The organism is Vibrio sp. 10N.247.311.13, from assembly GCF_041467595.1.
Lineage (GTDB): Bacteria > Pseudomonadota > Gammaproteobacteria > Enterobacterales > Vibrionaceae > Vibrio > Vibrio crassostreae_C.
Window position 1 is genome coordinate 21,066 of record NZ_JBFSUX010000020.1, and the last position, 15,722, is coordinate 36,787.

Genomic DNA, 15,722 nt, shown 5'->3' on the forward strand with positions numbered 1-15,722 from the left:
TTACTCTCTGACTAATTATCCTTGCTCTATTTTGCCATGTTCCACATGAAACATCCTGCTATTTTCGTCATGCATATCTGCAATCTGATCAGCGGTAATAGAGCTTACAAAAACTTGAGCCTGGGTCGCCTTTAAACACTCAGCAAGACGTGCTCGGCGTTGGCTATCTAATTCGGAAGCGAAGTCATCTATCAAATAGATGCACTGCTTACCTGTCATTTGAGTGAGGTGTTGCCCTTGTGCTACTCGTAGCGCGCACACCATCAACTTCAATTGACCTCGTGACAAGACATCTTCCACTGGAGTGCCGTTCACTTTTATCTTCAGATCCGCTTTGTTTGGCCCACTAAAGGTGTAACCAAGCTGCTGATCCCTTTCAAAATTCTTTTCTAATATATCGGCGTACGGGGTGTCTTTGTCCCAGCCACGATAGTAGTTAATCTTTATCTCAAACTCAGGAAGGAAGGTCGCACAGATTTCTTCGGCGACTTCTTTGAGCTGATCAACGTAGGTGGCACGCCACTGACTGATGCTTTCTGCTAAACGGGCCAATTCTTGGTCCCAATAGCTCAGCTCTCGATAGTGCGTTGCCGTTTTCAATAAGGCGTTTCGCTGCTTATTGAGGCGCTTTACCCTGCCCCACGCATCATAAAAGCCCGACTCACTGTGGAAGACTCCCCAATCAATGAATGCTCGGCGATGCTTAGGTCCATCGGTTAGTAAATCAAACCCTTCAGGGTGAATCAACTGCAAAGGTAAGACTTGAGCTAACTGAGCCAACTTTTGCCCAGTTTGACCGCTTATTTTAACCTCTGTCGTGCCATCGCGCTGCTTATTAATGCCAATTGGCAGCTCAAATTGATCCGAGGTCATAAAACGGCCATGTACAAACAGCTCACTACACTCGTTTTGTATGATACGACCGGTAAGTGAACTCTTGAATGAGCGACCATGTCCGAGCAGATACACAGCTTCAAGGACACTGGTTTTGCCGCTTCCGTTAGCCCCTATAAGAAAGTTAAAGCCTGATGACGGTTGAATGTCACAGGCTTCAATATTTCTAAACTGCTTAACGATTAAGCGCGATAAAGGCATAACGTCTTCATATTAATCTTCAATCACGACTCGGTAGGTCAACATAGGGCTGCTTATAAGCGAATTGGCATAACAACGTACATCGCGCTGTCATCTTGTGCGTTCTCGATAAGAGCACTCGCATTGGCGTCTGACATTGAGATGCGAACCTGTTCACAACGCAGTGTGTTCAGAACATCCAATACGTAGCTTACGTTGAAGCCAATCTCTAGCGCGTCACCGTCGAAGTTAACATCGAGTACTTCTTCTGCTTCTTCTTGCTCTGGGTTGTTCGCGGTAATGCGCATCTCGCTATCCGCAAGGTTAACGCGAACACCACGGAATTTTTCATTCGATAGAATCGCAGCACGAGAAAATGCTGAACGTAATTCATCACAGCCAGCTTCAAGTGTCTTGGTGGTATTTTGCGGCATTACGCGGCGATAATCAGGGAAACGACCATCAACCAGCTTAGAAGTGAAGACATAGTTGTTCACTTCAGCTCGCACGTTAGAGTTACCAATTTGCAGTGTTACTGGCTGTTCAGGTGCATCCAATAGCTTCACTAACTCTTGAACACCTTTACGAGGAACAATGATCTGCTTCTGAGCAAAATCCGCACCCAGTTGTGCTTGAGATACTGCCATACGGTGACCATCGGTCGCTACGCTGCGCAGGATAGAGCCTTCAATCTCAAACAACATACCGTTGAGGTAGTAACGAACATCTTGGTTCGCCATTGAGAATTGTGTTTTCTCGATAAGACCGCGAAGTTCAGCTTGTGTCACTGACACTTCAACTTCACTGCTCCAGTCTTCAATATTTGGAAAATCTGCCGCAGGTAATGTTGCTAAAGAGAAGCGGCTACGACCAGAGCGAACCTGAATACGGTCACCATCCAATACCACCGTGATCACTGAGTTATCTGGCAATCCACGGCAGATATCTAGGAATTTACGTGAAGGTACGGTAATGCTACCCGCTTCGAAATCACCTTCAAGCGTTACACGGCTGATCAGTTCAACTTCTAGATCCGTCGCTGTCATCGACAACACGTTATCTTCTACTTTAATCAGTAGGTTTCCTAGAATTGGAAGCGTTGGCCTGCCACCGAGTGCGCCAGATACTTGTTGTAATGGCTTAATCAGGTGACTACGTTCAATGGTAAATTTCATATCTTGCTCTTACGGTCTAAATGGCACTGCGTAATAGTACGTGGCCAAGATTCTGCTTATTAAGGTTAAGAATACTGTGTATTAAGAAGAAAGGGTACGAATCAAGTTCGAATAATCTTCTTTAATGTCGTGGCTCTCTTCACGCAGCTGAGCAATCTTACGACAAGCATGCAGTACCGTCGTGTGGTCACGACCACCGAATGCATCGCCAATCTCAGGCAAGCTGTGGTTTGTTAGCTCTTTCGCCAGTGCCATCGCCAATTGACGTGGACGAGCAACAGAACGAGAACGACGCTTAGACAATAGATCAGCGACTTTGATTTTGTAGTACTCGGCAACTGTCTTTTGAATGTTATCAATAGTGACCAGTTTTTCTTGCAGTGCAAGTAGGTCACGCAGTGCTTCACGCACGAAGTCGATCGTGATCGGGCGGCCAGTGAAGTTTGCATTCGCAATAACACGGTTCAATGCGCCTTCCAGTTCACGAACGTTAGAGCGTAGACGCTTGGCAATAAAGAACGCCACTTCATCCGCAAGGTGAATTTGGTGGTCTTCGGCTTTCTTCATCAAGATCGCAACACGTGTCTCAAGCTCTGGTGGCTCAATCGCTACCGTCAAACCCCAGCCGAAACGAGATTTAAGACGATCTTCTACCCCGTTGATCTCTTTTGGATAACGGTCAGACGTTAGGATGATCTGTTGATTGCCTTCAAGCAGCGCGTTAAAGGTATGGAAGAACTCTTCTTGAGAACGCTCTTTATTAGCAAAGAATTGGATGTCATCGATAAGCAATGCATCAACACTACGGTAGTAGCGCTTAAATTCTTCGATCGCGTTGTTTTGCAGAGCCTTTACCATATCCTGAACAAAACGCTCTGAGTGCATGTAAACCACTTTCGCATTCGGCTTATTATCAACAATGGCGTTACCCACCGCATGCAACAAGTGCGTTTTACCTAAACCAGTGCCGCCGTATAGGAACAACGGGTTGTAGGCTGTACCTGGGTTATCAGAAACCTGACGTGCCGCAGCCAAACCGAGTTGGTTCGACTTACCTTCAACAAAGTTATTGAACTTATGTTTTGGGTTCACGTTTGAGCGGTGATTCAAGTCAACCGCGACAGGCTCTTCATCACGCCAGATATTATGGACAGGTTTGCGAGCTTGTAATTGCGCAGGTGCTGATGACTCAGCGGCCACATCAGCTGCAGTGCGAGTCTGAGTTGGTGTCGGTGTCGCAGGCTTTGGTGCAATCACACGCTTGCTTCCCACTTCAAAATGAAGATGTGGGATATCGTTACCGCAATATTCTTGCAGCAGACGGTTAATGCTATTTAGATACTTATCACGAACCCAATCGAGTACGAAACGGTTCGGTGCAAATAGAGTTAGAGTATTGTCATTGAGTTCCGCTTGTAACGGACGAACCCACATACTGAATTCTGTAGCTGGTAACTCTTCTTGAAGCTGTTGCAAACACTGCAACCAAAGCGAAGATGACACGGTGCCCTCACTCTATTTAAAGTAATATGAAATGACCGCTAATTTTACCTGTTGATAAGTCAGATCACCAGCAATTGATCACAGATCCAGTGAATAAGATCCAAGTTATTCACAATAAATTTGTAATTTATCGGTGGATCCACACATCTTGCCCCTAATTTACTCACACAATGATCCACTTATGCCCGGATCCTTGCTAGTTATCCCCAAATCGGGAATTCAATCTGGTTATGGTTAATAACATCTGGTTATTTATTCTAGTGAGCATTTTCCCAGTAACATCCAAACCCATAAATATAAGGAGTTACCAAATGAATAACTGGATTAAGGCTGCAATTGCGGCTATCGCACTCTCTGCTGCTACTGTTCAAGCTGCGACTGAAGTTAAAGTCGGCATGTCTGGTCGCTATTTCCCGTTTACGTTCGTTAAACAAGACCAGCTACAGGGTTTTGAAGTGGATTTATGGGATGAGATCGGTAAGCGTAACGATTACAAGGTTGAATACGTAACGGCAAACTTCTCTGGTCTGTTTGGTCTTCTTGAAACGGGTCGCATCGATACCATTTCAAACCAAATTACAATGACGGATGCACGTAAAGCGAAATACCTATTCGCAGACCCATACGTAGTAGACGGCGCACAAATTACCGTTCGTAAAGGTAATGACAGCATTAAAGGCATCGAAGACCTTGATGGCAAGACGGTTGCGGTAAACCTAGGCTCAAACTTTGAACAACTGCTTCGCAGCTACGACAAAGATGGCAAGATCAATGTAAAAACCTACGATACAGGTATTGAACATGACGTGGCACTGGGTCGTGCCGATGCATTCGTAATGGATCGCCTATCAGCACTAGAGCTTATCAAGAAGACTGGTCTACCATTACAACTAGCAGGTCAGCCATTCGAAACAATTGAAAACGCTTGGCCTTTCGTCGACAACGATAACGGCAAAAAACTGCAAGCAGAAGTAAATGAAGCATTAGCAGCAATGCGCGCAGATGGTACGCTAGAAAGTATCTCTCAGAAATGGTTTGGTGCGGACATTACTCAGAAGTAATTACTCACTTTCTCCATTCAAGGCCCACTGCTTTATACAGCGGTGGGCTTTTTGCTTTTGTGCACTGATTAAAAAACCTGATACAACAGTACTTACATATAGAACAACACTGCCAATAAAAATACGAGATAGATTATGGGATTTGACTTTAATTACATGCTAGAGCTGTTGCCAATACTACTGAAGTATTTAGGCACCACGATGGAGATGGCGACCTGGGGCTTGTTCTTTGCTCTGATCCTGTCTCTGATACTGGCGAATATTCGTGTATTCAAAATCCCAGTGCTCGACCAACTGAGCCAGCTGTACATTAGCTTCTTCCGAGGCACACCACTGTTGGTGCAGCTGTTCCTCCTTTATTACGGCTTACCACAAGTCTTCCCGTGGATGGTTGGGTTGGATGCCTTCAGCGCCGCTGTGATTGGCTTAACCCTGCACTTTGCCGCGTATATGGCAGAAAGTATTCGTGCCGCGATTATCGGTATTGATCGCAGCCAGATGGAAGCCAGCCTTTCGGTCGGTATGACAACCAGCCAAGCGATGCGCCGAGTGATCTTACCGCAAGCAACTCGCGTGGCACTGCCGTCGTTGATGAACTACTTCATCGATATGATCAAGTCGACTTCACTTGCCTTCACCCTAGGTGTCGCCGAAATCATGGCTAAAGCTCAGATGGAGGCTTCTTCAAGTTTCCGCTTCTTCGAGGCTTTCTTAGCAGTCGCACTGATTTACTGGGGCGTGGTGGTTATCCTCACTCGTATTCAAATTTGGGCCGAAGTGAAACTGAATAAGGCGTATGTACGATGATCAAATTACAAAATATCCACAAGCAGTTTGGTGACACCGAAGTTTTGAAAGGGATCGACCTAGAAATCATACAAGGTGAGATAATTGTCATCATAGGTTCAAGTGGTACGGGTAAATCTACCCTACTGCGTTGTGTGAATTTTCTAGAGCAAGCCGATCAAGGCACGATTTCGATTGATGATATCAAGGTTGATACTCAGAAACACACTAAGGCAGAGGTGCTTGCACTGCGTCGTAAGACCGGTTTTGTGTTCCAAAACTATGCACTGTTCGCTCACCAAACCGCGAGACAGAATATTGCTGAAGGTTTAATTACCGTTCGTGGTTGGAAAAAACAGCAAGCCCATGAAAAAGCACAACAAATACTTGATGATATTGGCTTAGGTGACAAAGGTGATAGCTACCCAGCCGCGCTCTCTGGTGGCCAGCAACAACGGGTGGGTATTGGCCGTGCAATGGCACTACAACCCGAGCTTTTACTGTTTGATGAGCCGACTTCAGCGCTCGATCCTGAGTGGGTTGGCGAAGTGCTTAACCTAATGAAAAAACTGGCAAATCAGCATCAAACCATGCTGGTGGTTACCCATGAAATGCAGTTCGCGAGAGAGGTCGCAGACCGAGTGATCTTCATGGCTGACGGTCATATTATCGAGCAGGGATCTCCACAGGATATTTTTGGTAATCCACAGGATCCTAAATTAAAAAAATTCTTAAATAAGGTTGGGATCGACTAAGGATCCTTGTGATTTTAGTTATTCTACGTATAATCCCCCGACCGGAATTTTAGTTAACCCAATCATTGACACTTTTTGTGACAGTGATTACAATTCCGCCTCTTTGTTGAGAGGCGTCGGTTTTCCTTTCTTATATAAAGAAGAGAAAAAATGCCCACGCCGGGTTTAACAAAAACCTAAAACTACTGATCAGTAAGGTAATTACAATGAAACGCACTTTTCAACCTACAGTTCTAAAGCGTAAGCGTACTCACGGTTTCCGTGCTCGCATGGCTACTAAGAACGGTCGCGCAACAATCAATGCACGTCGTGCAAAAGGCCGTAAGCGTCTTTCTAAGTAATCTTTGATTATTTTGAATAAGCTAGCCTTCGGTCGGGAGTTACGCTTGTTAACTCCCGAACATTATCAAAATGTCTTCAAGCAAGCTCATCGAGCTGGCTCCCCTCATTTCACCATCATTGCCCGAAATAACTCTCTTTCAAATCCTCGTCTTGGATTAGCCGTTCCGAAAAAGCAGATTAAAACCGCCGTGGGTCGTAACCGATTCAAGCGTCTTACTCGTGAAAGCTTTCGTAACACTCAACACAAACTTCCTAACAAAGATTTTGTTGTAATCGCTAAGAAGAGCGCGCAAGATTTAAGCAATGAAGAAATGTTCAAGCTACTCGACAAATTATGGCTTCGCCTGTCTCGCCCTTCGCGTGGATAGCGCTAATACCCATCTATTTTTATAGATGGTTTATTAGTCCACTCATCGGCCCACGCTGCCGATTTACTCCAACCTGCTCTTTATATGCGATAGAAGCGTTGAAAGCTCACGGTTTTGTAAAAGGGTGTTGGTTATCAGGCAAACGTCTATTAAAATGCCATCCTTTGAACGAAGGGGGCTTTGACCCCGTTCCACCAGTCCAAAAACAAGACAGAGATAAATAACGATGGATTCTCAACGTAATATCCTGTTAATCGCATTGGCTTTGGTTTCTTTCCTACTGTTCCAACAATGGAACGTAGCTCAGAATCCAGCACCACAAGCGGTTGAGCAGGCACAATCTGGCAGCACCCTACCAGCGCCATCTTATGCAGATGATCTAGACCCGGCTCCTGGTCAAGTTGCTTCTTCTGCTAAAACTATCACAGTAACAACTGATGTACTGACTCTGTCAATTGATACGGTTGGTGGTGATGTCGTTAAAGCAAACCTAAACGATTACTCTGCTGAGTTCGATTCTGAAGATACGTTTGTTCTTCTTAAAAACGAACCAGGTCACCAATTTATCGCACAAAGCGGTCTAGTGGGTCCTCAAGGTATCGATTTAAGCAGCACAAACCGCCCAAGCTACACAGTTTCAGCAGACAGCTTCACGCTTGCTGATGGTCAGGATGAACTACGCATCCCGATGACTTACCAAGCGAACGGCCTTGATTACACGAAAACATTCATCCTTAAGCGTGGCAGCTACGCAATGGATGTTGAATACGATGTAGTCAACAACTCTGGTAACAACGCGACATTCGGCATGTACGCTCACCTGCGTCAGAACGTAATGGATGACGGCGGTAGCCTAACAATGCCAACTTACCGTGGTGGTGCTTACTCTACGGAAGATACGCGTTACAAAAAATACAGCTTCGACGACATGCAAGATCGCAACCTGTCTCTTAACCTAGCAAACGGTCAAGGTTGGGCAGCGATGATTCAGCACTACTTTGCAAGTGCATGGATCCCACGCGACGAAGCAGGCAGCAACCTTTACACTCGTGTAATTGGTAACCTTGGCGACATCGGTGTTCGCATGCCGAACAAAACCATCGCTACTGGCGACGAAGCAAACTTCAAAGCAACGCTTTGGGTTGGTCCTAAACTTCAAGACCAAATGGCTGCTGTTGCACCTAACCTAGACCTAGTAGTTGACTACGGTTGGTTATGGTTCATTGCTAAACCACTTCATACTCTGCTTTCGTTCATTCAAGGCATCGTTGTGAACTGGGGTCTGGCAATCATCTGTCTAACTTTCATCGTTCGTGGTGCTATGTACCCACTAACGAAAGCTCAGTACACGTCTATGGCGAAAATGCGTATGCTTCAGCCTAAGCTGACTGCAATGCGTGAGCGTATCGGCGACGACCGTCAACGCATGAGCCAAGAAATGATGGAGCTTTACAAGAAAGAGAAAGTAAACCCACTAGGTGGCTGTTTACCTATCCTTCTGCAAATGCCTATATTCATTTCGCTATACTGGGCACTAATGGAGTCTGTTGAACTGCGTCACTCACCGTTCTTCGGTTGGATTACTGACCTTTCAGCACAAGACCCATACTACATCTTGCCACTTCTGATGGGTGCTTCAATGTTCCTAATCCAGAAGATGAGCCCGACAACTGTAACGGATCCAATGCAGCAGAAGATCATGACCTTTATGCCGGTTATGTTCACATTCTTCTTCCTGTTCTTCCCTTCAGGTCTGGTTCTATACTGGCTAGTATCGAACATCGTAACTCTGATTCAGCAAACGCTTATCTACCGCGCGCTGGAAAAGAAAGGCTTACATTCTAAGTAAGTTCGATAATAGAAAGAGACAAAGAAAGGCGACCAAAAGGTCGCCTTTTTGTTTTTAGCTGATTACAATTCAGCTAATTGATTAATCGTGAGCGCCCCTTTTTGGCTTTCACATGCTAGCAGGCACAACTATGACTACAGATACGATTGTTGCTCAAGCGACTGCACCCGGCCGTGGCGGCGTCGGTATTATTCGCGTTTCAGGCCCACAAGCAGCCCAAGTTGCGCTTGAAGTTACCGGCAAAGTACTGAAACCACGTTACGCTGAGTACACCCCTTTTAAATCTCACGATGGTTTAGAGCTAGACCAAGGCATCGCGCTTTACTTTCCTAACCCGCACTCGTTTACCGGTGAAGACGTTTTAGAGCTGCAAGGCCACGGTGGTCCTGTGGTAATGGATATGCTCATCAAGCGCATCCTCGCTATTCCTGGGCTACGCGCAGCACGCCCAGGTGAGTTCTCGGAGCGTGCCTTCTTGAACGACAAGATGGATTTAACCCAAGCAGAAGCGATTGCTGACCTCATTGATGCCAGTTCAGAAGAAGCGGCGAAATCAGCTCTGCAATCGTTGCAAGGTGAGTTCTCGAAACGCATTAATACGCTGGTGGACTCTCTGATTCACTTACGCATCTATGTTGAAGCCGCTATCGACTTCCCAGAAGAAGAGATTGATTTCCTTGCTGACGGTAAAGTAAGTGCTGACTTACAAGCTATCATCGACAACCTCGAAGCGGTTCGCCAAGAAGCCAATCAAGGTGCCATCATGCGTGAAGGTATGAAGGTGGTGATTGCAGGTCGTCCTAATGCCGGTAAGTCGAGCTTACTGAATGCATTATCGGGTAAAGACTCCGCGATTGTGACTGATATTGCAGGTACAACCCGTGATGTACTTCGTGAACATATCCATATTGATGGTATGCCACTGCACATTATTGATACCGCAGGCCTGCGTGAAGCCTCGGATGAAGTCGAAAAAATCGGTATTGAACGCGCTTGGGAAGAAATTGCTCAAGCCGATCGCGTTTTATTTATGGTCGATGGCACCACTACCGATGCAACCGACCCGAAAGATATCTGGCCAGATTTCGTTGATCGTCTGCCGAATAACATCGGAATGACCGTGATTCGTAACAAAGCCGATCAAACCGGTGAAGATCTCGGGATTTGCCATGTTAATGATCCAACTCTGATTCGACTATCAGCAAAGACGGGACAAGGCGTTGATGCACTACGTAATCACTTAAAAGATTGCATGGGCTTTGCTGGTGGCAATGAAGGTGGCTTCATGGCACGTCGTCGCCACTTAGATGCCCTAGAACGCGCATCTGAGCATCTAGATATTGGCCAGCAACAGCTCGAAGGCTATATGGCAGGGGAAATCTTGGCAGAAGAACTGCGTATAACGCAGCAACACCTTAACGAGATTACTGGTGAATTCAGTTCCGATGACCTACTCGGCCGTATCTTCACCTCTTTCTGTATTGGTAAATAACCTTTAAAGGCCGGCTCATGCTGGCCTTTTTCTTTAGTAAGGACAGCTTAATGATCCACATTATTACAGGCAGCACCTTAGGTGGTGCAGAGTACGTTGGCGATCACCTTAATGATCTTCTTGAAGAGCAAGGCCACGAGATCACCCTTCATAATCAGCCTGAATTCGATGATATTCCCCAACAAGGCTTTTGGTTGCTGGTGACTTCAACTCATGGTGCGGGTGAATTTCCAGATAATATTAAGCCGTTTATCGACGCATTGACCCAGCAATCTCCAGATTTAAGCCCGGTTCGCTTTGCTGTCGTGGCGCTTGGTGATTCGAGTTACGATACCTTCTGTTTGGCGGGAAAATCAGTCCACAGCCAGATGAAAGAGCTCGGTGCTCAGCCTATTTCTGACTGTTTTACCATCGATGTATTGGAAACTCCGGTACCAGAAGACGCAGCAGAAGCTTGGTTCAACGATCATAGCGACCAGTTTTAACCTCTCTCCTCTCTCAAAAAGCGGCTTATGCCGCTTTTTTTGTCTCTGAACATCGTGATTGTGAATAACTTTTTTTTAAAAACATCGAAAATTAGCGATCTATTTTCAATTTCTGCTGTGGATAAGATCATACATATACGGTGATTAACCTATAGTTATCCAAATAACAAGTTTTAGGCTAATTTCCTCCTGTGAATAAGTAGCCATTTTGATCCCAGCTAATCCTCATCCTGATCAAAGTTAGATCACATCGTTTGATCCAAAAAAGATCCATGATCTCGTTGATCATTTCCGACTTATCCACAGATACCCTCGATCCTAATAATAGATCTAATAAAAGATCTCCTTAAAGATCTTATTTATATTAATTAAAAACAGCTTTTTCGAAAAATCCCAAAAACGTTTTCTCAGGCTATGAAAACAGGTAGAATATCGCTCCTTTTTATCAATCTAGAAAACGTTTGAATACCTGAGGTCGGTTCATGCTTTATCACGAAAAATTTGACGTCATCGTTGTTGGTGGTGGCCATGCAGGAACGGAAGCCGCACTCGCATCTGCACGTACTGGTCAAAGTACGTTATTACTTACTCATAATATCGATACACTAGGACAAATGTCTTGTAACCCAGCCATTGGCGGGATCGGTAAGGGCCACTTGGTAAAAGAGGTCGATGCAATGGGTGGATTAATGGCGCAAGCTATTGATCATGCAGGTATTCAGTTCAGAACATTGAACGCATCAAAAGGCCCTGCGGTTCGTGCTACTCGTGCACAAGCTGACCGCGCACTGTACAAAGCCTTTGTTCGTAACGTTCTTGAAAACACGCCAAACCTGACTTTGTTCCAACAGTCGGTTGATGACTTGATCGTTGAACAGGATCAAGTGGTAGGTGTGGTAACGCAGATGGGCCTTAAGTTCCGCGCAAGCGCTGTGGTTCTGACTGTGGGCACATTCCTAGGCGGCAAGATCCATATTGGTATGGAAAGTTCTTCAGGTGGCCGTGCTGGTGATCCACCATCGATCGCACTGGCTGACCGTCTTCGTGATCTTCCATTCCGAGTTGATCGCCTGAAAACAGGTACTCCTCCTCGTATCGATGCGCGTAGCGTTGATTTTTCTGAGCTTGAGGTTCAGCACGGTGATAACCCGACGCCTGTTTTCTCGTTCATGGGCAGCCGAGCTCAACAACCTCGTCAAATTCCATGTTACATCACGCATACCAATGAAAATACGCATGACGTAATTCGTGCCAACCTTGATCGCAGCCCTATGTACGCGGGTGTGATTGAAGGCATTGGCCCTCGTTACTGCCCTTCGATTGAAGACAAAGTAATGCGTTTTGCTGACAAGAACAGTCACCAAATTTTTATTGAGCCAGAAGGTCTAACGACTCACGAGCTATACCCGAATGGTATCTCTACCAGTCTGCCGTTTGATGTACAGGTTCAAATTGTTCGTTCGATGAAGGGCTTTGAAAATGCTCATATCGTTCGCCCTGGCTATGCGATTGAGTACGATTTCTTTGATCCTCGCGACCTTAAGCTGACTTACGAAACTAAGTTTATCAAAGGTCTATTCTTTGCGGGTCAAATCAACGGTACCACTGGCTATGAAGAAGCGGCTGCACAAGGCTTGATGGCCGGTCTGAATGCAAGTTTGTTTACTCAAGGCAAAGAAGGCTGGAGTCCACGTCGTGACCAAGCTTACATGGGCGTGCTTATCGACGACCTATCTACCATGGGTACCAAAGAACCTTACCGCATGTTTACGTCTCGCGCGGAATACCGTCTGCTGCTTCGTGAAGACAACGCCGATATCCGCTTGACTGAAAAGTCGCGTGAACTTGGCCTTGTTGATGACGCTCGTTGGGCTCGTTTCAACGAGAAGATGGAAAACATGGAGAAGGAGCGTCAACGTCTGAAAGAGACTTGGATTAATCCAAAATCTGAAGATATTGATCAACTGAACCAAATTCTGAAAACACCAATGTCTCGTGAAGCGAGCGGTGAAGATCTTCTTCGTCGCCCTGAAATGACTTATTCACAGTTAACCGCATTGGATCGTTTTGGTCCTGCACTGGAAGATCAACAAGCGTCTGAGCAAGTTGAGATCCAAGTGAAGTACGATGGTTACATTCAGCGTCAACAAGACGAAATTGAAAAATCACTGCGTCATGAAAACACCAAGCTGCCTGCTGATATCGATTACAGCAAGGTAAAAGGACTTTCTAACGAAGTGGTTCTTAAACTAACGACAGCTAAGCCTGACTCAATTGGTATTGCTTCGCGAATTTCAGGTATCACACCTGCAGCAATCTCAATTCTGTTGGTTTACTTGAAAAAACACGGCCTGTTGAAAAAAGGTGAGGAAGCATAATGAGCGCATTACGCGAAAAACTGGATCACCTTATTGGCCAGACTGAACTTGAAGTATCTGAAAAACAACGTGGCCAGTTGGTTGGCTACGTTGAGTTACTGAACAAGTGGAACAAAGCTTATAACCTAACATCAGTTCGTGACCCACAAGAAATGATGGTGAAACATATCTTAGATAGCATCATTGTTAGCACTCACTTACAAGGTAAGCGCTTTATCGATGTGGGTACGGGACCTGGTCTTCCTGGGATTCCGCTCTCAATCATGAATCCAGACTGCGAGTTTTACTTGCTAGACAGCCTAGGTAAGCGTATTCGTTTTATCAAACAGGTGATTCATGAGCTGGGTATCGACAACGTGGTACCGGTTCAAAGTCGCGTTGAAGAATTTCAACCAGAAGAAAAGTTTGATGCAGTGCTCAGTCGTGCATTTGCGTCAATGACAGACATGGTAGAGTGGTGTCACCATTTACCTAAAGAGCAATCCGGTGTATTTTTGGCTCTTAAGGGACAACATCCTAGAGACGAAATCGACCTGTTACCTGAATGGTGTTCAGTGACAGACATTAAAGCTTTGCAAGTGCCAGAGCTTGATGGAGAGCGTCATCTAGTTACTTTATCGCGTCAGGGATAATCAGCGAGGCCATAGTGGGTAGAATCGTAGCAATTGCCAACCAGAAGGGTGGCGTAGGAAAAACAACAACTTGCATTAATTTAGCAGCATCAATGGCGGCAACAAAACGCAAGATATTGGTTGTTGACCTCGATCCTCAAGGTAATGCCACTATGGCGAGCGGTGTCGACAAGTATCAAGTTGAAGCAACAGCTTACGATTTGTTGGTTGAAGACACCCCATTTGATGAGGTGGTTTGCCGGAGTACATCTGGCAATTATGACCTCATCGCCGCGAACGGTGATGTTACTGCGGCAGAAATCAAGCTGATGGAAGTGTTTGCTCGTGAAGTTCGTTTAAAAAATGCACTCGAACCCATTCGCAATAACTATGATTTCATCTTTATTGATTGCCCGCCCTCATTAAACCTTCTTACAATCAACGCGATGGCTGCGGCCGACTCCGTATTGGTTCCTATGCAATGTGAATACTTTGCTTTGGAAGGTTTGACTGCATTGATGGATACCATCAGTAAGCTAGCGGCTGTTGTAAACGAGAACCTGAAGATCGAAGGTCTTCTGCGTACTATGTACGATCCTCGCAACCGCTTATCGAACGAAGTATCTGATCAACTCAAAAAACACTTTGGTAGCAAAGTCTACCGAACTGTGATCCCTAGAAATGTGCGTCTGGCAGAAGCCCCGAGTCACGGCAAGCCAGCAATGTACTACGACAAATATTCCGCAGGAGCTAAGGCTTACCTTGCTCTTGCTGGCGAAATGTTGCGTCGTGAAGAAGTCCCAGTATAGGTCCAACCAAAGGAATTCGCTCAATGTCTAAGCGTGGTTTAGGAAAAGGGCTAGATGCATTGCTTGCAACTAGCTCATTGGCTCGTGAAAAACAGCAAGTTGCTTCTCATAGTCAGGCGTTGTCGGCTGATGGTGAGCTTATTGAACTGGCTGTTGGTTGCTTGAAGCCTGGTGTATATCAACCGCGTAAGGATATTGCGCCTGAAGCGCTAGAAGAGCTGGCAGCATCAATTCAATCTCAAGGCATTATCCAACCGATCGTAGTTCGCCCATTGGCGCACGACCAGTTCGAGATTATTGCTGGTGAACGTCGTTGGAGAGCGGCTCGTCAAGCTGGCCTTAAACAAGTGCCATGTTTGGTCAAGAGAGTCGAAGACAAAGCCGCTATCGCGATGGCGTTGATTGAGAATATTCAGCGTGAAGATCTGAATGTTATCGAAGAAGCACAAGCGCTAGAGCGACTACAGAACGAATTTGAGCTGACACACCAACAAGTCGCTGATGTAATCGGTAAATCGAGAGCTACGGTGAGTAACTTATTACGTCTAAATCAGCTCGAAAATGAAGTAAAAGGTTTAGTTTCCAATAAACAACTGGAAATGGGGCATGCTCGAGCACTGCTTGCGCTTGAAGGTGATACCCAGGTTGAAGCAGCAAACACTGCGGCAACCAAAAAAATGACCGTGCGTCAAACTGAGCAACTTGTCAAAAAGTGCTTAAAACCAGACGTTGAAGGTGAATCGAAGCCTGAAGACACAGAAGCTATCGAACTTTCACGAAGACTCACGGAAAAATTGCAAGCAAACGTTTCAGTTACTCGTTCTGTTAGCGGTAAGTCAAAAGTGACAATTACTCTTGATGAGCCTCACAAATTAGAGCAACTTATTGCTAAACTAGAGTACTAAATGAGATAATTGATTTAGGTCAATTATGTAATAAACAAGTAATTTCGTACAAAAGTTGTAGGTTTGTATGCAAAAATGTAAATGATTGCTGCATTGTTATTGCAATCAATTTGGCTGAACGTATAATTT

The 15,722-nt window shown here is 45.5% G+C and carries 16 protein-coding genes; 13 read left to right on the plus strand and 3 right to left on the minus strand.

From position 1 onward, the window contains the following. Positions 1 to 15 precede the first annotated feature (15 nt). The 3 genes from recF to dnaA form a co-directional block, all read right to left on the minus strand. Positions 16 to 1,095 carry a DNA replication/repair protein RecF gene (recF, locus tag AB6E52_RS10795; protein WP_017058810.1) on the minus strand — a complete coding sequence of 360 codons (1,080 nt, stop codon included), beginning with the start codon at positions 1,093 to 1,095 and terminating at the stop codon, positions 16 to 18. A gap of 53 nt (positions 1,096 to 1,148) precedes the next feature. Further along, positions 1,149 to 2,249 (minus strand): DNA polymerase III subunit beta, encoded by a 1,101-nt coding sequence (gene dnaN, locus AB6E52_RS10800; RefSeq protein ID WP_017058809.1) that lies wholly within the window; start codon positions 2,247 to 2,249, stop codon positions 1,149 to 1,151. A gap of 81 nt (positions 2,250 to 2,330) precedes the next feature. Next, a complete protein-coding gene (gene dnaA, locus AB6E52_RS10805) occupies positions 2,331 to 3,752 on the minus strand; it encodes a chromosomal replication initiator protein DnaA (protein ID WP_017058808.1) in 1,422 nt (473 codons plus the stop codon). 311 nt (positions 3,753 to 4,063) lie between these two features. On the opposite strand from dnaA, the gene AB6E52_RS10810 reads away from it, so the two are divergent. From AB6E52_RS10810 to AB6E52_RS10870, 13 genes are all read left to right on the plus strand, one after another. Beyond that, a complete protein-coding gene (locus AB6E52_RS10810; RefSeq protein WP_009848135.1) occupies positions 4,064 to 4,813 on the plus strand; it encodes an amino acid ABC transporter substrate-binding protein in 750 nt (249 codons plus the stop codon). Between the two features lie 135 nt (positions 4,814 to 4,948). Beyond that, complete coding sequence (locus tag AB6E52_RS10815; protein ID WP_009848134.1) at positions 4,949 to 5,620, plus strand: amino acid ABC transporter permease; 672 nt, start codon at positions 4,949 to 4,951, stop codon at positions 5,618 to 5,620. Further along, the gene (locus AB6E52_RS10820; RefSeq protein ID WP_102321085.1) at positions 5,617 to 6,354 is read left to right on the plus strand and encodes an amino acid ABC transporter ATP-binding protein; all 738 of its coding nucleotides are present in this window, start codon (positions 5,617 to 5,619) and stop codon (positions 6,352 to 6,354) included. Before AB6E52_RS10815 ends, AB6E52_RS10820 begins: the two co-directional genes overlap by 4 nt. Positions 6,355 to 6,560: 206 nt before the next feature. After that, positions 6,561 to 6,695, plus strand: a complete 135-nt coding sequence (rpmH, locus tag AB6E52_RS10825; protein WP_004735800.1) for a 50S ribosomal protein L34 — start codon at positions 6,561 to 6,563, stop codon at positions 6,693 to 6,695. Positions 6,696 to 6,740: 45 nt separating this feature from the next. Continuing rightward, a complete protein-coding gene (rnpA, locus tag AB6E52_RS10830) occupies positions 6,741 to 7,064 on the plus strand; it encodes a ribonuclease P protein component (RefSeq protein ID WP_017055478.1) in 324 nt (107 codons plus the stop codon). After that, complete coding sequence (gene yidD, locus AB6E52_RS10835) at positions 7,031 to 7,288, plus strand: membrane protein insertion efficiency factor YidD (protein ID WP_004735802.1); 258 nt, start codon at positions 7,031 to 7,033, stop codon at positions 7,286 to 7,288. Before rnpA ends, yidD begins: the two co-directional genes overlap by 34 nt. A gap of 2 nt (positions 7,289 to 7,290) precedes the next feature. After that, positions 7,291 to 8,913, plus strand: a complete 1,623-nt coding sequence (yidC, locus tag AB6E52_RS10840; RefSeq protein WP_017058806.1) for a membrane protein insertase YidC — start codon at positions 7,291 to 7,293, stop codon at positions 8,911 to 8,913. Between the two features lie 130 nt (positions 8,914 to 9,043). Beyond that, positions 9,044 to 10,405: a tRNA uridine-5-carboxymethylaminomethyl(34) synthesis GTPase MnmE gene (gene mnmE / locus AB6E52_RS10845; protein WP_029235098.1), complete on the plus strand. Its 1,362-nt coding sequence runs from the start codon at positions 9,044 to 9,046 to the stop codon at positions 10,403 to 10,405. A 50-nt stretch (positions 10,406 to 10,455) separates the two neighbouring features. Next, entirely contained in the window at positions 10,456 to 10,890 is a 435-nt protein-coding gene (gene mioC / locus AB6E52_RS10850; protein ID WP_017058804.1) for an FMN-binding protein MioC, read from the plus strand. Positions 10,891 to 11,372: 482 nt separating this feature from the next. Then, positions 11,373 to 13,268, plus strand: a complete 1,896-nt coding sequence (gene mnmG, locus AB6E52_RS10855; protein WP_017058802.1) for a tRNA uridine-5-carboxymethylaminomethyl(34) synthesis enzyme MnmG — start codon at positions 11,373 to 11,375, stop codon at positions 13,266 to 13,268. Beyond that, positions 13,268 to 13,900, plus strand: a complete 633-nt coding sequence (rsmG, locus tag AB6E52_RS10860) for a 16S rRNA (guanine(527)-N(7))-methyltransferase RsmG (RefSeq protein ID WP_017058801.1) — start codon at positions 13,268 to 13,270, stop codon at positions 13,898 to 13,900. Before mnmG ends, rsmG begins: the two co-directional genes overlap by 1 nt. A 14-nt stretch (positions 13,901 to 13,914) precedes the next feature. Further along, positions 13,915 to 14,688 (plus strand): ParA family protein, encoded by a 774-nt coding sequence (locus AB6E52_RS10865; protein WP_029235097.1) that lies wholly within the window; start codon positions 13,915 to 13,917, stop codon positions 14,686 to 14,688. A gap of 23 nt (positions 14,689 to 14,711) precedes the next feature. Then, a complete protein-coding gene (locus AB6E52_RS10870; RefSeq protein WP_017058799.1) occupies positions 14,712 to 15,593 on the plus strand; it encodes a ParB/RepB/Spo0J family partition protein in 882 nt (293 codons plus the stop codon). The last annotated feature ends 129 nt before the right edge of the window (positions 15,594 to 15,722 follow it).